18 protein-coding genes are annotated in these 15,803 nt (G+C 71.2%); 3 read left to right on the top strand and 15 right to left on the bottom strand.

Going from position 1 to position 15,803, the window contains the following annotated elements; all coding sequences use genetic code 11:
- Nucleotides 1-3: 3 nt before the first annotated feature.
- The 3 genes from PV410_RS12845 to PV410_RS12835 all read right to left on the bottom strand — a co-directional run bounded on the left by PV410_RS12845 (nt 4) and on the right by PV410_RS12835 (nt 3,033).
- Nucleotides 4-483: a hypothetical protein gene (locus PV410_RS12845; RefSeq protein WP_500324218.1), complete on the bottom strand. Its 480-nt coding sequence runs from the start codon at nt 481-483 to the stop codon at nt 4-6.
- The gene (locus PV410_RS12840; protein ID WP_500324217.1) at nt 480-1,313 is read right to left on the bottom strand and encodes a cupin; all 834 of its coding nucleotides are present in this window, start codon (nt 1,311-1,313) and stop codon (nt 480-482) included. Before PV410_RS12840 ends, PV410_RS12845 begins: the two co-directional genes overlap by 4 nt.
- Before the next feature lie 76 nt (nt 1,314-1,389).
- Entirely contained in the window at nt 1,390-3,033 is a 1,644-nt protein-coding gene (locus tag PV410_RS12835) for a major capsid protein (protein ID WP_500324216.1), read from the bottom strand.
- A 463-nt stretch (nt 3,034-3,496) separates the two neighbouring features.
- Here PV410_RS12835 and PV410_RS12830 point away from each other — a divergent pair, with 463 nt between their 5' ends.
- Nucleotides 3,497-3,712: a hypothetical protein gene (locus PV410_RS12830; RefSeq protein WP_500324215.1), complete on the top strand. Its 216-nt coding sequence runs from the start codon at nt 3,497-3,499 to the stop codon at nt 3,710-3,712.
- 26 nt (nt 3,713-3,738) lie between these two features.
- Complete coding sequence (locus PV410_RS12825; protein ID WP_500324214.1) at nt 3,739-4,266, top strand: glycine-rich domain-containing protein; 528 nt, start codon at nt 3,739-3,741, stop codon at nt 4,264-4,266.
- Between the two features lie 46 nt (nt 4,267-4,312).
- Here the strand turns inward: PV410_RS12825 and PV410_RS12820 are convergent, their stop codons facing one another.
- The 8 genes from PV410_RS12820 to PV410_RS12785 all read right to left on the bottom strand — a co-directional run bounded on the left by PV410_RS12820 (nt 4,313) and on the right by PV410_RS12785 (nt 11,505).
- Complete coding sequence (locus PV410_RS12820) at nt 4,313-4,498, bottom strand: hypothetical protein (RefSeq protein WP_500324213.1); 186 nt, start codon at nt 4,496-4,498, stop codon at nt 4,313-4,315.
- The gene (locus PV410_RS12815) at nt 4,498-7,812 is read right to left on the bottom strand and encodes a phage minor head protein (RefSeq protein WP_500324212.1); all 3,315 of its coding nucleotides are present in this window, start codon (nt 7,810-7,812) and stop codon (nt 4,498-4,500) included. Before PV410_RS12815 ends, PV410_RS12820 begins: the two co-directional genes overlap by 1 nt.
- A complete protein-coding gene (locus PV410_RS12810; RefSeq protein WP_500324211.1) occupies nt 7,805-8,008 on the bottom strand; it encodes a hypothetical protein in 204 nt (67 codons plus the stop codon). Before PV410_RS12810 ends, PV410_RS12815 begins: the two co-directional genes overlap by 8 nt.
- Nucleotides 8,001-8,213 (bottom strand): hypothetical protein, encoded by a 213-nt coding sequence (locus PV410_RS12805; protein WP_500324210.1) that lies wholly within the window; start codon nt 8,211-8,213, stop codon nt 8,001-8,003. Before PV410_RS12805 ends, PV410_RS12810 begins: the two co-directional genes overlap by 8 nt.
- Entirely contained in the window at nt 8,197-8,421 is a 225-nt protein-coding gene (locus PV410_RS12800) for a hypothetical protein (protein ID WP_500324209.1), read from the bottom strand. The genes PV410_RS12805 and PV410_RS12800 overlap by 17 nt, the downstream gene beginning before the upstream one ends.
- Complete coding sequence (locus tag PV410_RS12795) at nt 8,403-10,154, bottom strand: hypothetical protein (protein WP_500324208.1); 1,752 nt, start codon at nt 10,152-10,154, stop codon at nt 8,403-8,405. Before PV410_RS12795 ends, PV410_RS12800 begins: the two co-directional genes overlap by 19 nt.
- Nucleotides 10,151-10,537: a DUF1360 domain-containing protein gene (locus PV410_RS12790; protein ID WP_500324207.1), complete on the bottom strand. Its 387-nt coding sequence runs from the start codon at nt 10,535-10,537 to the stop codon at nt 10,151-10,153. The genes PV410_RS12795 and PV410_RS12790 overlap by 4 nt, the downstream gene beginning before the upstream one ends.
- A gap of 191 nt (nt 10,538-10,728) precedes the next feature.
- Nucleotides 10,729-11,505: a hypothetical protein gene (locus PV410_RS12785; RefSeq protein ID WP_500324206.1), complete on the bottom strand. Its 777-nt coding sequence runs from the start codon at nt 11,503-11,505 to the stop codon at nt 10,729-10,731.
- Nucleotides 11,506-11,776: 271 nt separating this feature from the next.
- On the opposite strand from PV410_RS12785, the gene PV410_RS12780 reads away from it, so the two are divergent.
- Nucleotides 11,777-11,998 carry a hypothetical protein gene (locus PV410_RS12780; protein WP_500324205.1) on the top strand — a complete coding sequence of 74 codons (222 nt, stop codon included), beginning with the start codon at nt 11,777-11,779 and terminating at the stop codon, nt 11,996-11,998.
- A 70-nt stretch (nt 11,999-12,068) separates the two neighbouring features.
- Here PV410_RS12780 and PV410_RS12775 read toward each other — a convergent pair whose 3' ends face one another.
- The 4 genes from PV410_RS12775 to PV410_RS12760 form a co-directional block, all read right to left on the bottom strand.
- Nucleotides 12,069-12,218 (bottom strand): hypothetical protein, encoded by a 150-nt coding sequence (locus PV410_RS12775; RefSeq protein WP_500324204.1) that lies wholly within the window; start codon nt 12,216-12,218, stop codon nt 12,069-12,071.
- A 565-nt stretch (nt 12,219-12,783) separates the two neighbouring features.
- Nucleotides 12,784-13,476, bottom strand: coding sequence for an HNH endonuclease signature motif containing protein (locus PV410_RS12770; protein WP_500324203.1), 693 nt, complete (start codon nt 13,474-13,476; stop codon nt 12,784-12,786).
- A gap of 47 nt (nt 13,477-13,523) precedes the next feature.
- Nucleotides 13,524-15,107 (bottom strand): terminase large subunit domain-containing protein, encoded by a 1,584-nt coding sequence (locus PV410_RS12765; RefSeq protein ID WP_500324202.1) that lies wholly within the window; start codon nt 15,105-15,107, stop codon nt 13,524-13,526.
- A complete protein-coding gene (locus tag PV410_RS12760; RefSeq protein ID WP_500324201.1) occupies nt 15,104-15,784 on the bottom strand; it encodes a hypothetical protein in 681 nt (226 codons plus the stop codon). Before PV410_RS12760 ends, PV410_RS12765 begins: the two co-directional genes overlap by 4 nt.
- Between the last annotated feature and the right edge of the window lie 19 nt (nt 15,785-15,803).

The raw sequence follows: 15,803 nt of genomic DNA, 5'->3' as shown, positions 1-15,803 counted from the left end.
GGGTTACGCCTCCGGGTGTGCCTGGCGCTGGTGGAGGTCCCGCCCGCGCTTCGTGGAGAAGTCGCGCGGGCAGCCGCCACACGCGAACCTGCCGTCCGAGTTGGGCCCTTCGTCCGTGCCTGCGTCGCTTCGATCGCTGTCGTCGGCCGGGGCGTCCTCCAGCGGCGCGAAGTCCGGCGGCGGCAGCGGCACCGCGTCCGGCGGGTACGCCGAGTCCGGGACAGGCGGCAGCGGTTCCCCGGGGATCCCCTCCCTCTCCGGGACCGCTGCCGCCTGCGGCTCATCAGGTGACACGTACGGCCGTCCGTCGACGACAGCGCCGATCAGCAGCTCCTCCGCGATGTCGGGGAAGAGGCGGGCCGGGACGGCGAACGTGTGCGGGCCGACGGTGCCGACCTTCGGGCGCTGCGCCACGGCCCAGCGGGCGAAGCCGACACGGCGGTCCCTGGTCGGCTGAATGTGGATGAGGTTCCTGCTGCTCACGGGCAAGTCACCACCGAGATGGCGCACACGACGCAGGTCGTGGCGACGACATAGGTCCGCTCGACCAGAACGCGCCGGTCGTTGTTGCGGATGTTGACGGACTGGCCGGGCTGGTCGGGCACGGTCACGGTCGGGCCCCGGCGGACAACGACCGGACCGGTGATGTACAGCCAGGCGGTGCCCGGGTCGGCCGGGATGTTGCCGGGGCCGGTGTTCATCGCCGAGTACCCGGCGCCGATGATCGTGCAGTTTCCGGCAAGGGTCCGCAGGGAGCCGCTGGCGGGGTCCTCGCGGACGAGGTTGCAGCAGCCCAGCAGGGCGGCCGCGCCGGCCGGGACGTGGAGGGTGCCGACGCCGCCGTACGACTCGGCGAGGCAGCCCTCAAGGGCGGCGACGCCCTGCGCGATATTCACCGGACCCTCGGCCGGGGTGAGGTCGACGGCTGTCGTCGCGAGGTGCTGCGTCCAGAACCCGGCCTCTACGGCCTGCTGCTCGCCGAGCTCCAGCGACGCCTCGGCGTGGGCGCGGGCCTCGGCGTAGGTCCAGCCCATCGTGGAGCACTCCGACCCGGCGTACACCGTGATGGGCTCGGCGTGCTCCAGCTCGGGGCGGCAGAACGTCTTCTGTGCCGGGGCGCCCGGGGACTCGTCATCGTTGATGCACGGGTCTTGCCACACCTGGACGGGGCAGCAGCCCAGCGCGAGCCACTCGACACCCAGCAGCTCGTGGACGTCGTCGACGTCGCGGACGTCCGTGCACGTGTTGAGGATGCCGTGCGGGAGCGCGGTGCCGGGGATGGCCTCGACGTACCTTCGCAGACCTGCGGCCACTGCTCGCCTCCGTGTTCATAGGGGTGTGCCGGGCCCGCGCCTCGGACGGGCCCGGCACGACTGGGGCGGGCAGGGATCAGACTGCGGGGCAGGTCAGGAGCTGCTGGCCGCCGGTGGTGCCCGAGGGGCAGACCGGGACGGTGACGTACCGCGTGTCGACGGAGCGGTCGATGAGCGCGATGCACTCCTCCGCGAACAGCGCGGTGTAGTCGTTCGTGGAGAACTTCGTGCTGTCGTGGATGACGCCGAGGTTGACCTCTTCGCCGCGGCCCAGCTGGAGCTGGCCGGCCGGGTAGATCAGGAACGAGACCTCGTCCGGCCAGGCCGTGGCGGGGGTGGCGCCGCCGATGTCGGTCGGCACGGCCGGGGTCAGGTTGCGGGCCCACTGGATGCGGACGCCGAGCGGGCTGAACACGTCCTGCACGTCGGCGTTGGAGACCTCGTCGATGCTGACGCCGTTACGGCGGGCGATGTCGGCGAGGAACAGGTTCCGCGACCACCACGGGAAGACGACTTCCAGCGAGATCGAGTCACAGAAGCTGTGGCGCTCGATCATGTCGGCGGCCTGCAGCGCAACCGCGGCGAAGATCGCCGACACGGCGCCGAAGGTGGCGGGGATGGCGACCGGCGTGGCGAGGGCGATGGCCTGCGTCCACAGCTCGGAGCGGATGCGGATCTCGTGGGCCACCATCGTGTTGCGGAGGTACCAGGAGACCAGCTCCGGGAAGTGGCGCTGCGTCAGGATGCCCGCCTCCAGGCAGACACCGACCGCGTCACAGCGGACCTCGACCGGGTCCGGGCACGGCACCTTGAAGCAGGGCTTGGTGGCGCCGGAGATGTCGTCGGCCTCGGTGTGGACCCAGGTCAGCGCGCCCACGTCCAGCGACGGGGTCTTGTAGTAGCGCAGGCCACCCCGGGCGAGCTGCACCTCGGGCAGGTCCCACAGCATGTCCGGGCAGGACACGTCGGTGATCTCGTACAGCGTCTCCGACGGGGCGCACCAGCCGCCGGACGCGACAAGGTTGCTCTGCGGCAGGCGCCGCTGGTCGGCCGCGCGCATCGCAACCTCGGTGCCCTCCGGGGCCGACGAGGAGTCGGTGACGATCAGCTCCTGCGGGTACGGGTGCCGGTAGGAGATGACCTGCCCGACGCCGCCGCCCGCCGTCTTGAGGGCGTTCGCGCGGGAGATGATCCCGGCGGTGATCTGGCCGAACTCCAGAGCCGAGCCCGGGGTGTAGCCGGGGACGTCGACCGCCGCGGTGATGGACGTGGTCGGGGCCGGGGGCTCCGGCAGGACACGGGGCTGACGCTGCCGGACGTGCGACAGGTTCAGGGAGCGGCGCGCCATCGACGCGGTCTGCGCCTGCGGGACCGGCTCCGGCTCCACGGGCGCCGGAGGCTCCACGGCGGCGGCGGTGGCCGGCTCGACCACCGGCTCCGGCTCAACCTCGGTCTCCGCGCCGCCCTCGTCGCCGCGGACCTGCGCGGCCAGGGCCTCGATCTCCGCGGCGGCCTCTTCGGCGGCCGTGACCCGGGCGGCCTGCTCGGTGCGGATGGCTTCGACACCGGCCGCCAGCTCGCGCATGCGGACCAGGCCATCGGGGGTGACGTTGTCGGCGGCGGACAGCTGCGCGAAAGCGCCGCGGGCCCCATCGAGGGCCGCTGCCAGCGCATCGTCGTCGAGGGAAGTGATGTCCTCGGGAAGCTCGAACTCCGGCATGGGACGGATCTCCAGTGATCGATCACGATCCGTCCGGCCCATAACCAGCGACGCTGTCCGCCTAGCATAGCCAGACCGTCATGCGAACGATGCGGGAAGCCGAGCTAGGCCAGTGGCCCCGCGGGACTCACCCGGTCGGCCACTCAGTGTGCGCAGCTCGACACGGAGAGCGACTCTTTCTTTGGGCTCGCGGCTGTTGATGACCGCTCCTCTCTGCCAGTAGCGGCGGCTGCCGCCCGCTGCGGGCCCCTTCCTGGAGGTGACGTATTGTCTCGAATAGCCATACCTCGGGCGTTTTGGGCGGGGGCCGTGAGCGTGGCCCTGGCGTCCAGTGCTCTGACAGGTGCCGCGTACGCCGATGGTGGCGAGGCTGCCGCCGTGAAGCCTGACGCTCAAGTCGGGCTCGCTGACCCGTGCTTCCTCTTCCCGTACTTCCCCGGTTACTGCCCCAGCCGCCCGGGCCATGGTCACCCGGGCCGCCCCGGCATTCCCGGACCTCCCGGCCCGCCCGGGCCTCCCGGCCCTGCTGGTCCTGCTGGCCCTGCTGGACCCGCCGGGCCGCAGGGACTTCCGGGCGAGACCGGCCAGCAGGGACCTGCCGGACCCGCCGGACCTGCCGGACCTGCCGGACCTGCCGGACCCCAGGGCCTGCCCGGTGTCGCCCCGGCTCACGGCCTGATGGACTTCCAGAGCGACGGTCAATTCATGCCGCCCGCCGATGTCACCACGGTCTTCGTGCAGGCATGGGGCGCCGGCGGGGGCGGTGGAGGAGGCGATTTCGCCCGCACCGGAGGCGGTGGCGGCGCCGGGGGCTTCGCCTGGTGCGTCCTCACCGTCCAGCCGGGCACACCGGTCGCGGTAGACGTCGGCACAGGAGGAGCGGGCGGGCCCGCAAGCGGCTTCCCCGGCACACCCAGCACGGTGGACAACGGTCTCAGCGAGGTCGTAACCACCGGTGGCGGCGCGCTCGGGGGAATTACAGCCGGTGGCGCCGGCGGCACAGCCTCCTGCCCCGGCCAGGGCACGGTCCGCCAAGGCAACAACGGCGCAAACGGCACGCTGATTGGTCCGATCGGTGCGCCGGGTGGTCAGGGAGGCCGTCCTGCGGTGGACGGCATCATCCAGCCGGCGCCCCAGGGTGCGGGCATCGGCGGATCAGGTGGCGCACGCACCGCCGGCCCCATCACCACCGGCGAGAACGGCGGCCCCGGATACGTCGTCATCTGGTGGTAGCCCCGCGTGGCCCGGCGCACCATCCGGTGCGCCGGGCACGGGCGGGTCAGGTGCCTGCGGCCTCCGTGGCCTTCGTGTCGGCCGGTGTCTTGCCCTTCTCGCGGACCTCGCTGTCCGGGTACCGCTTGGAGACGGCCTCAGCCGTTGGCTTCGAGGCGGACGTGAAGACGACCTTGCCGTTCTGGGCGACGACCTCGAACTGCTGCTTCTTGGACTGGCACGAGCACGGCATCAGTGGGCTCCCTGGGGTGCGGTGGGCTCTGCGGGCTGGGGGGCGATGGAGGCGGCGAGCGCGGCGGCTTCGGCGCGGCGCTCCTCGTCGCGGCGCTGGATGGCGGCCGTGAGGGCGTCGAGGAGACTGGGGTCGGCGAGGAGGGCCGCCACGGTGGAGGCGTGATCCACAGGCGTTTCCACAGCGGGGGATACCGTGTCCGGACCGCGTCCGGACACTGCGTCCGGGTGTCCGGACACGGTGTCCTCGCTGGTCAGCAGCGCGGCAGCGGACGCGGCGAGGGCCAGGTTGGCGCGCTCAGCCACGGCGGTGGCGACGAGCGGGGACGAGTGTCCGGGCACCGGTACGGACAGCACGGCGCGGAGCTGCCAGCGCCCGGCCGCGCCCTTCGTCATGTGGTAGCTGGGCTGGCACGCGGAGAACACCTGCCGGTCCCACTCGGACAGCCACGGCGCGGCGGCACCGGAGAACCACATGCCGCGCTCGTTCATGCCGACGGTGACGATCCCGGCGACGGTGCGGGTGTCGTCGAACTGGCAGGCAGCGGACTCGCACTCGGCTCCGTCGCGGTGGTGGCCGACGTTCATCGTGAAGGCCCCGGCGCGGACCTGCTTGCCGTTGTCGAGCTTGAAGCGGGCCCGCAGGAAGTGCGACAGGTCGATGCGGCCCAGGGACTCGATGGTCAGGTTCCGGCCGGGGAACCCGGCGTGGGGTTCGCCGGCCTGCGCGACCCAGCCGTAGATCCGGCCGCCCGCGTAGTGGACGCCTCCGGAGCCCGGGGGCAGTTCCTCGGCGGTGGGCTCCCGGAACCAGGCGGCGGGCATCGGGTCCGTGTCGCGCATCGCCGTCCACGCCGACACCTCCAGCTCCGTCAGGTCCTCGCCGGCGGACGCGGTGACGTGCTGGCCCTCGGGGATGGTGGAGGAACCCACGTACTGGCCGGGGGCGAGGCGGACGATGCGGCCTGCCTCAGCGGCGCGGACGAGGTGACCACGGGCGACGTCCATGCTCATGCCGAGGGCCTGGCAGACCTGGCGGGCGCCGACCGGCACCGGCGACGACCGTACGTACGTGACGACGCGCTGGTGCGGGTCCTGGTCGGCGGCGACGATGACCGGCGCGGCCGAGGCCTCCTGCTCCTCGGGCGGGTCGAGGACGATGCGGGCCCGGTCGTAGGCGGGCATGGAGACGAGGGTGGCACCCCGGACGCGGGCCCGGGTGATGCGCAGCAGGAAGTCCCCGGACGACTCGGAGTGCACGACGACCCCGCCCTCCGGGTCGTCGGCGTCTCCGGCGGCCGCGGTCAGCATGTCTCCGAAGGCGAGGCGGGCCGCTGCGGCGGAGACCCGCCCGCCGGGGCCGGTGATGAGCTGCACGGCCCGGCCGGTACGGGCCAGCGAGGTTCCGGCCGCGGTCCAGTCGGCGACGGTGCGTGCCGACAGCATCCAGCCGCCGTCTTCGAGGCGGATGACCGACGCCGACGGCAGAGCCGCAGCGAAGATGATCATGCCGTCTTCGTCGGTGGTCAGCGTGCGGTCGACGAACTCCACGTCGACGTCGTCGAGGTCGACGGATACCCCGAGCGGGGCGCCCTGGTCGAGGAGCGTGCACGCGTCGGCCCCGGCCGGGCGGTCGGCGTAAAGAACGCCCGCCGCGGTGATGCGGTCGCCGTCGCGGCCCATCGTGTCGATGGCGCCGGCGAGCTCGGCGCCCTGGTGGCCCATCAGCATCTCGTCGGCGTACTGGAGCGGGAACGGGCCGCTCTCCCAGTACAGGGAGCCTGCGGCGAAGATCCGGCCGTCGCCGGTCTCCTGGTTCTCGAAGGCGATCGCGGTGTCGTCGGGGGTGGACCAGGAGCGGGCGGACGGTGCCGCCGCCGCGGTGGTCTCTTCCATGGGGGCCTCCTCCTCGTCGGGGCCGAGCGGGATGTCCGTGTGGTCACCGGAGAAGGCGACCCTGATGCGGTCGAAGGTGATCGAGCCGAGGCGTTCCACGAGCGCGGCCAGCAGCCCGAAGTCATCGCTGTACTGGGCGCACACGTGCGGCTGCCATGGGGAGTGCTGCACGGGGATCTCGGGGCCGCGTGCGTCGTCCAGGGCCACGCCTGCAGCCGCGCGGGCCTCGCCGAGCGTGGGGGCCCCGCTGGGGCGGTCGCGGTCATCGCCGACGGACCACACCCATGACGGTTCGTCGCTTCCGGCGTTCCAGTGGGCTGCGCCGAACGCGCGGGCGTGGACGGGCCCGCCGAGGTCGGCGGCGGCATACCGGACCTGTTCGGTCAGGTCGGTGCGGGACTCGTCGCTCCAGTCGGCGCCCTGGCCGAGGAAGTACAGCGTCAGGTGCAGTTCCTCGGCGGCCTCTCCGCCGTCGAGGGCCAGGCGCTGCGCGTCCTCTTCGGACGGGATGAGGGCGATCATCGCGCCGTTCAGGTGGGAGCCGTCAGCGGCGGCCTGCAGAGCGGGGCTGGGGGCGGTCGTCACGGGCGGCTCCTGCGATTCGAAGACGCGGGCCCGTGGGCTCGCTTGAGAATCAAATGCGGCACTTCGGATTTCCGGGTACAAAGCGAGGACGCAGCGGCAGTTCACGACCTCCGACGCAGGAGCCGTGGGGTCGTGCGGCGAGTCCATCTCGATCCCGGACACCGTGAACGTCTCGTCGACGAGGCGGATCTGCCCGTTGACGTCCTCGTGGGACTCACGGACCCGGCTGTCCCGGCGGGTGATCCACTGCTTCACGATGGGCCGGTCCGGGCCGGTGACCTCCCGCGCCGCCGCGAGGGTCGCCGTGTTCCAGGCGCGTCCGGCTTCGGTGCGGGCGATGCGCTCCTCGCGGGCGTCGCCGAGCTGGGCGCCCTCGCGGGCGAACGCGACCCGCAGCCGGGCCCGGAGCTGGTCGATGGTCTCCCCTGCCTCCACGCCTTCGGACAGCTCGCGGGTAGCGACGTCGGACAGCCGCTCCCCGACCGCGCGCAGCAGGTGCTCTGTGGTCTCCACGTACGCCCGGAACGGGCCGGGCAGGGTGTCGTCGTCGTACCGGCCCGGCAGGTCCTCCCAGGTGTCGGGGAGTTCGGCATCCACGGACTCGGCGGCCTGGTGGGCGGCGTCCTCCGCGACGCCCAGGAGGCGGCGCACGATGCGCGGCATGCGGGAGGTGAACATGCGGCGGATCCGGGACACGGAGAACCGGGCGGCCACGATCTCGTCGGCGTCGGCCAGCTCGCGGGCGAACTCGGCGGCGACCTCGCCGAGGACCTCGGAGACCGTGTGGGCCACCTGCTCCTCGGCCGCGTCGAGAGCAGCGTCGAGGTCAGCCACGGCGCTGCACCTCCGGGCTCGGGCCGACGGCCTTGTCCGGCACGCCCGGCTCGCCCTCCAGCGCGTTCTCCCGGATGCGCCAGGCGTGCAGCTCCTCCCAGACCTCCCGGCCCGGGCAGCGGGAGCACCAGCCGTGCGCGCGGTGGGAGGCGCGGCTGTGCCCGGGTGGCGCCACGTGTGGTGTCTCGTCAGCCACGGGGCAGCTCCAGCCGTGGGTGGGGCAGGGCGTAGCACGCCGTGCAGTACGCCCAGCCCCCGGCGGGTCGCGATCCGTCCGGGAGCACGACCGACACCGTGACGATGGTGAGGAAGTCCCCGCCGCACTCGGGGCACCGCTGGTTGATGTCCGCGACGGCGGTGGGGGCGTACGACGGCTGGTTCTCGCTAGGCGGCTCCGCCACGGCGGGGCACCTCCTGTTCGCTGGGGTCCTCGCAGATCTCGCACCACGACCAGGTGCCGACCGTCGACACCCCTTCGGCCGCGAGCAGCAGGAGTTGGCCGTCGAGGCGCGTCCACGCCTTGCAGCGGTAGCACCAGGCCGTCACGACGTTGCCGGGGACGACCGTGAGGAGCGGGGCGGGGGCGGGCATCATGCGGCCGCCAGGCACGAGGTGAGAACACCGGGGACCACGCCGTAGTCGTGCTCTACCCCGGCGGCGATCAGCTCGCGGGCGTAGTCGTCGAGGGACGCGGTCAGGCACTCGGGGTCGAGGCCGTACCGGCCGGCGATCTCCGGTACCCGGGTCCATGCCCCATCGAGGAGCCGCCACTTCTCCACGCCGTCGGCGTCGACCGGCAGGGCGGTGTGGAGGGCTGCGGCCTGGATCTCGCGCGCCTTGGACCGCTCGGAGCGGGGGCAGGCCGGGGTGCGCTTCAGCTTCTCCCCCGCGGCGGACAGCGCGGCCCAGATCAGGCCGTCCGCTGCGGCGTACAGGGCCGTGTGGTCGGGGCGCGCGGCGGAGGCGGGGAGGTCTTCGGCGGGCTGGTTCGGCTGGGTGTCGGGCTCGCTGGTGGTCTCGTCGACCGGCAGCTCCGGGTCGGCTGGCTCCTGCGGCTCCTCCTCGTCGGCCTGCTTCTTGTCGCGCTTGGCCTGCTCCTCGTCGGAGGGCGCGTCGGCGTCGTCGAAGCCGGTCTCTCGGCGCAGCGCCTCGTCGGAGATGACTCCCCGGTCGTAGACCTGCAGCGCGGTCTCGGACCGGTTCGCGCGTACGCGCAGGGGGCTGCTGTCGTACCAGACCAGCCACCGGTGCCAGTCGTCGACGCCTTCGGCTTCCAGCAGGGGGCGGAGCCACTGCTGTGTCAGGGCGTAGGACATGGTGGCGAGCTTCGGTTCGATGCCGAGCCGGATCGCCTCCTCCGTCAGCGCCCACGCCGACCAGTGGTTGACGTCGCCCAGGCCCAGCAGGATCTCGGCGGGGATCTCCAGGCCGATCGCGAAGCGCCTGACGGCCTCCTCGCGGAGCTTCAGCGCGAGGTCGTCGAAGTCCGACTCGAACGTCAGCAGCTTGAAGTCCGAGATCGACTCGGCGGGGACCTCCAGCACGATCGGCACGGTGGCGGCCGCGCTCTCCGGCTCCTTGATGGCGGTCTCGGCGACCGTCATCAGGATCTCGATCAGGTCGTCCTCGGCGTCGCCCTGGGTGGGGGCGGTCGGGAAGCGGGTGCCCTTGGGGACGAGGAGGAGCCCGCGGCCAGTGAGCCGGGAGCGGGCGATGGCCTTCACGGCGGCGTTCAGCAGCTGGAGTTCTTCCAGCAGATCCAGGCTGGAGCGGACCGGGGAGTCGGCTTCGATGGCCCGCTCCGGGTCGGACTCCCACACGCGGATCGCCAGCGGGGCGTCCGAGTCGAGGCTCTCCGGGTCGCCTTCGGGGATGGCGACCTCTTCGCCGTCGATGTCGGCGATGAGCTTCCCGGACTGCTGGCGGACCTCACGGACCGACAGGACCCGCCAGTCGTGGCCGTCTTCGGGGCTGTCGGGGCTGAGGACGTCCGCGTTGGGCCGGACCACCACCCAGCCTTCGCCGGCCACGGTGAGGTGCCGCCCGAACGCGCCGAGCATCTTGGCCTGGCCGTCGGGTCCGCCGGCGATCTGGGACACGATCTCAGTCGCGGCGTGCCCGTCGGGGGTGCGCTCGATGGTGCCGTCGTCGGCGCGGCGGGCCGCGTACAGGAGGGCGCCGGACATGGCGCTGCCGATCCAGTTCGCGGCGAACCGGACCTCGGGTACGGCGTGGTACATCTGCCAGGCCCGGATCTGCCAGGACTGGTCCGGGGTGAAGTTCTTCCCGCGGATCTTGCGGGCGGTGTAGCGGGCTGCGGCCGCGGTGAGGTTCCCGGTCATGACCCCACCCGGCCCATGGTGTCGTCGACGCGGTTCATGAGGACGGCGGCGCCTGCGACGGCCAGCCACTCGATGCCGTGGACGAGGAGCGGCGCGTCATGGAACCGGCCGGTGACGAGGAGGTACGTGGCTAGGAGCGCGCCCGCGACCCACCAGCCGGTGCAGTACACGCAGCTGATCAGGGTGATGACGAACGTGCGGGGCTTGGAGTCGGGCCGGTCCAGGTGCCAGGCGAACACCTTGTCGCGGGCCGGGTCGAGGATGGAGTCATGGACGAGCAGCTGGGTTCCGCGGTAGCCCGCGAACCCCAGCAGGGCGAGTTCAAAGCCACTGATCAAGGTCGCCCCTCTGGTGAAGATCCGCCGGATGTCGGCGGACATCATAGGGTGCATCCCGATTCAGGCGTTGTGATCAGAAACCGCAGGTCAGGCCCACTATTTCCGATCACTCCGGATTGAGGGTGCTACGGGGCGGGTTGTGTAGGCTGCCCGTCACGGGGGCCGACGGCAGTCTCGGCCGGCTGCGGGGAACGTGTGCACTCCGCGAAGCCGTCGGCCCTCCTCCCCGCTGGGCGTCAACTCTTGGCATCGCTCCCACAGCCCTCCACCGCGCGCACCGGGGGATTCACCTTGAGGGCGCCGTATGCCTTCGAGGGCACTGGATGCAGTTCTTCACCCTCACTGAGCTTCCCTGCCTTCCGCACCCACCGCTCTCCGTCACGATCAACGAAGGCGATGCCGACGGCCTCGAGCTCGACGTCGCCGACCTTCTTCAGCCCACCCGGCGCCATGTAGCGGCGTTTGTTGAGCGGCGCCGCAAAGATCAGGGACGTCTCAGTCCCGTATGGGCCTACGTAGAACAAGTTCTGCCTGTCCACGTCCGTAGTGGTACAGGGAGGCAGACTGTTCAGCATCACGTTGAACACGGCATATTGACGCTCTTCGTTCTTGTCGACGCCAACGAAGGCACGGAAGATGATCTTCACGTCCGCGACGGGGTCGGGTGACCTGTTCATCAAGTGCAACGAACTAACACCCTCACTGGAATGGTCCACCCAATACGAGACATGCCCCGCTTGATCGCGGGTGCGTTGCTGGGCTTGCTCACGCGACTGCTCCAGCTGATCCGCCGACACACGGGCACTCCAGATCGCGCCAATGCCGGTCGTCACCAGCCCCCCAAGGCTGGCCACGATGGTGACGACCGCACCTGCGGTGAGGAGGTTCAGCCCGCCGAGCCGGCTGCCGGCCTCGGGCTCCTCGGCTCGTTCCCGGGCACGTACGCGACTCGCGCCGGGGCGCTGCCTGGCCAGGCGCAGCCGGGCCCGTCTCGCTGTTCCGCTGTCTCGCACGCGTCCCCTCCCTGGCATCCCTGCACACAGAGACGCACAGCGCGGGCAGATGACTCCCGCGGGGGCGTGCAAGTACGGATCGGGCCCCCGTCAACCGCATGACGGGGGCCCGGCCATGGCAGCGAGGGCTCCAACGGGGAGAGGAAAGCCCTCGGCCACTTCGTTCACAGCATGACGGCGTCGCGGTGGCGAGGCACCTCGGGGCGGTCCGGGCGGGTGACCTCGGCGCGGCGCCGGCCTGTCGAACTTCCCCACCGGCAAGGTCATGGTCATGACCTCGTACCTGGACGTCGACCTGATGCCGGAGCCGCACCCGGGGGTGGTCGACGTGACGCTGCGCGGCACGGACGAGATGGTGGAGTGCGTGCGGGACTGGATCGCGGAGCGCGCGGTCGACGGCGTCGGCTTCGTGGTGGAGGAGATCGACGGGACGGTGCGGTGTCGTATGCAGGTCGTCACACCTGAGGGTTGCTCGGCGCCTGCCGGGCTGTGACGCCTGGAGGGTGCCGGGGATGGCCGAGGGCCCCGCACCTGATCGGTGCGGGGCCCTCGGTTTGGGCTGGTCAGTGGCGTGTCTGCCACCACAGAACGATCAGGCCGACGGCGGTGGTGCCGACCTTGGTCGAGGCGCCCTCCAGGACGCTCCGGACGTAGGCGTTCTGACCCGCCCGTTTGATGAAGTGCAGCAGGCTGCGCTTAACTGGGCCTTGCATGGTGGTCCTTTCTCGCGATCGGGCACGTGCACGCAGGGAGCCCACTCGGCCCGAGGCGTCCAAACCAAGGCCGGGGTGTGGCTCCCTTTGCGCTTCTCCGTGAGGTTACCCGGGGACGGGGCCCCGGGCCGAATCGTGCCGACCCGGCCCGGGGCCCCCAACTGGCTGACCGTGGGCTTGGCTTGGGGCTGTCGTCGCAAACCTGCTACTCAGAGCCGCCCTGCTCTCCCCGTGACACGGCCGGCCCCGGCAGGCGAAGAGAGGGCGCACCTCGTCCCGAACCGCCCGCGCCGGCAAAGAGATCAGGCTTTTGCACGGAGTGTGACCGGCGAACATTCCGTTGGCAGGGCTGCGTATCGGGAACGTAGCGGTGCTCGGAGCTTGCCCTTCGGCACAATGAACGACGGTCTGATCGTCTGGTCGTGCCGCTTCGACAAAGGCGTTGCGGTCGGAGGCGAAGTTGTCACAGCTTGGCACGTCCGTCACCCACCAATCCTCCGCCCGTACGCCGAGGCCGCGGCGCCCGGCTGCCGCCCGAACTGGGCCGCCTGAGGCGCCGTCGCCATCAGGCGCTTCGGCGGCCCTTACTTTCGTGGTAGCTGAAGCGCTTCCTGCATGCGGGCTTGCAGAAGCGTGCCCGGACTCCGGTCGACTCGAAGTCGGTGCCGCATTCGGCGCACGTGACCGTGCTCGGCTGTCTCCGCACCCACTCCTCCTTCCGGTACCGGGACCGGGTCTCGGAATCGGCGGCGGTGGCGCCGACCGGGGTGGCCTTGTGGAGCCGCAGGTGGTCCGCTTCGGTCATGGGCTCCAGGTTGCCGAGGTCGTTGTTCGCCCGGTCTCCGTCCTTGTGGTGGATGTGGATGCCTTCGGGGATGGGGCCGTGGGCGTGGGCCCAGACGGCGCGGTGCAGCAGTCGCTCGCCGCGGCCTGGTCCGGTCCGAGTGCCGGACTGCCAATAGCCGTCCTTGCCTTCGAAGTACCGGTACCCGTTGAACTCGGTCGACCGCTGCACCGGCCCGTACGGGACCGCCTCCAGGTTGGCGAGGGTGACGTTCTGCCGGTTACCGTCCCGGAACCTCAGGCGGTGGCGTGCCGGGACGGGGCCGTGCGCGGCCTCCCAGATGGCTCGGTGCAGCACCCACGGCTTGCCCTTCCAAGCGGGGTTCGGTGACCGCTTGTAGTTGCCGTCGTAGGGGCTGAGGTAGTACGGAATGCCGCCGAACTCGATGCACGGATACTTGGGTCGCGGTGCCATATTGGGATGCTATCTAGACATTCCACATCATTCTTCCTGTTCAGGCGTTACTTGCCGATGTGTCGGCCGTAAGCGGACGCCGCTTCCGAACGCCTGCCGAACTGGGCCGGCTGCGGGGCCGTCGGGAGCGGGGCGTGGACGATCGCGCCCTGGTTGACCTCGGGGATCAGGCCGTACACCAGGACACAGGACGCGTCGATCCGGCCCGGGCTATCGGGGTCCGTCGGCTGCCAGGAACTCCACTCCCCCTCCAGGTCGACGAACGCGCCGCGCAGCCGGACCCTGTCCTCCACCATCTGCTGGGCGATCGGCTCGGCGCGAAGCAGCTTGCCTTGCTTGGCGTGCACGGGGTCGATCAGCGGCATCAGCTGCTTCTTCGGGATGCGGCCCTCTGTCTGCAGGGCCTCCCACGCCGTACCGATGGCGAGGGTGCACATGTCGCGGCCGAAGTTCCATTCGACGTAGATCACCGAGGCGTTCGTCTGGTGGGCGAGGAGGCAGGCCCGGCGGGACCACTCGGCGGACGACATCGCTGCCGACACGTCGTGCGTGATCCACACGCGCTTGTCCTCGCCGAGGAACCCGCCGATGACACCGGCGACGTCGCGGCCGCCACCGGACGGGTCGATGGAGACGGCGATCTTCTGCGGCTCGATCACGGTGATGCCGTCGCGGATGGTCCGCAGCAGGTCCCGGGAGACCAGGGCGCCCTCGGAGGGCTGCGGGTCGCCCTGCGACAGGGCGTGCCAGTCACGGACGCTGGAACCGGCCTTGTCGGCCGCCCACCACGCCATCAGTCGCTTCCGGTTCCGGGTGGGGATCTTCGGGTGTGTCAGCGGGTCACCGTCACGCCGGCCGAGCGGATCCGGGCCGAACTTGCTGGGGTTGGCGATGGCCGGGAGGTGGACGACCTTCCACTTGCCGCCGTCCTCGAGGCGGCCGTCCTCCGCGAGCCGGCGTCCGGCGAAGTCGTCCGGGTGCCATCGCGTCTGGATCGCGACCACAGCGTGACGGTCGGGCTGGAGTCGCTTCAGCGCGGCCGACGACCACCAGTCGTGGACGCGTTCGCGCATCTTCTTCGACTCGGCCTCGGCGCGGTCCTTGTGCGGGTCGTCGACGACTAGCAGGTTGACGTCGAAGCCGGTCAGCGAGCCGCCGAGCGGCACCGAGCGGACGCCACCGCCCTGGTTCGTGTCGTAGTCCTGCGCGGCCTCCGAGCCGGCCAGCAGCGACAGCCCGTACTCGCCGCCGTACTCGTTGATGTACTGCCGGATCGCCTTACCCCGGCGCAGCGCCAGGTCATCCGAGTACGAGGCGACGGCCACACGGTCCTCGCCGTGGAGCAGCAGCCACCAGAACGGGAACCACTCCGCCACAGTGGTCGACTTCCCGACCTGCGCCGGGGTGTAGATCAGCAGCCGGTCGTACTCGCCGCGCTCCAGCCCAACGAGCGCGTTGCTGATGACCTTCAGGTGCGGGCGCATCCGGTACCCGGCGTCGAGTCCCCGCGCGAGCGTCGCGGGGTCCTTCAGCAGGTCCTGGGCCGCGGCCGCCTTGGCAGCATGGAGCCGCTGGAACACCGCGCCGTCGTCAAGGTGGACCAGCTCGCCGGATGCGTGCAGGGTGGTCACTCGTCACCGCTGCGCTCGTCCGGCGCGGGCTCGCCCTCCTCGGCGCCCTCGTCCTGGTCCTCGTCGTCGAGCGGGTACGTCTCCTCACCGTCGTCCTCGTCGTCGGTGCCGTCCATCGCGCGGGCACGCCGGGCGACGGTGGCCGCCAGCTCGGCGAGGCGTACGCGCCGCTGCTCCGGCGGCAGGGAAGCGAACTCCTGGACCTGGACGGCGAGCGGGTCGCCGCCGGGCCCGGTGACCGCGATCGTCTCGGTCGGGTCGCCGAACAGGTTCCGCCGCAGCCGCATGGTCGTCTCGACGAACTTGGTGAACTCGCCGATCGTCATGCTGGCGGCCTGCTGCTGCACATGGGGCAGGGCCTGGCCGACCATGCCGGTCATGATCCGCAGGATCTTCGCGTCGTCGCGGGCGGCCTTGCGGCGCTCTTCTTCGATCTCGGCGGTGTACTGGCGCTGCTGGTGGGCGTCCCAGGCGCTGGCCCTGTCCTGCCAGCGGTACTGGGCTGCGAGGGCTCGTACATGGCTGTACGAAAGTGCAAGGCCGTCTGACGCTTTTGCAAGGGTCCGTGTGAGGCCGAGGTCGCGGAAGGCGAGGAAGCGTTGGTGGCGCTTGGCGGACTCTCCGGGCTGTCGTTCCCAGGGGTCGATGGCGGGGTCGAGGGTGATGCGTTCAGTCATGGTGGTCACGGTCCTGACG

The organism is Streptomyces sp. PA03-5A (assembly GCF_033792725.1).
Taxonomy (GTDB): Bacteria; Actinomycetota; Actinomycetes; order Streptomycetales; family Streptomycetaceae; genus Actinacidiphila.
This window is presented reverse-complemented; position numbering and strand designations above follow the sequence as displayed.

Coding starts and splice junctions, on each gene's coding strand:
- PV410_RS12790 (WP_500324207.1), bottom strand. CDS start 10,537: ATGATGTCCGCCGACATCCGGCGGATCTTCACCAGAGGGGCGACCTTG.
- PV410_RS12820 (WP_500324213.1), bottom strand. CDS start 4,498: ATGCCGTGCTCGTGCCAGTCCAAGAAGCAGCAGTTCGAGGTCGTCGCC.
- PV410_RS12760 (WP_500324201.1), bottom strand. CDS start 15,784: ATGACTGAACGCATCACCCTCGACCCCGCCATCGACCCCTGGGAACGA.
- PV410_RS12775 (WP_500324204.1), bottom strand. CDS start 12,218: ATGCAAGGCCCAGTTAAGCGCAGCCTGCTGCACTTCATCAAACGGGCG.
- PV410_RS12795 (WP_500324208.1), bottom strand. CDS start 10,154: ATGACCGGGAACCTCACCGCGGCCGCAGCCCGCTACACCGCCCGCAAG.
- PV410_RS12830 (WP_500324215.1), top strand. CDS start 3,497: ATGGTCACCCGGGCCGCCCCGGCATTCCCGGACCTCCCGGCCCGCCCG.
- PV410_RS12780 (WP_500324205.1), top strand. CDS start 11,777: ATGACCTCGTACCTGGACGTCGACCTGATGCCGGAGCCGCACCCGGGG.
- PV410_RS12825 (WP_500324214.1), top strand. CDS start 3,739: ATGCCGCCCGCCGATGTCACCACGGTCTTCGTGCAGGCATGGGGCGCC.
- PV410_RS12835 (WP_500324216.1), bottom strand. CDS start 3,033: ATGCCGGAGTTCGAGCTTCCCGAGGACATCACTTCCCTCGACGACGAT.
- PV410_RS12770 (WP_500324203.1), bottom strand. CDS start 13,476: ATGGCACCGCGACCCAAGTATCCGTGCATCGAGTTCGGCGGCATTCCG.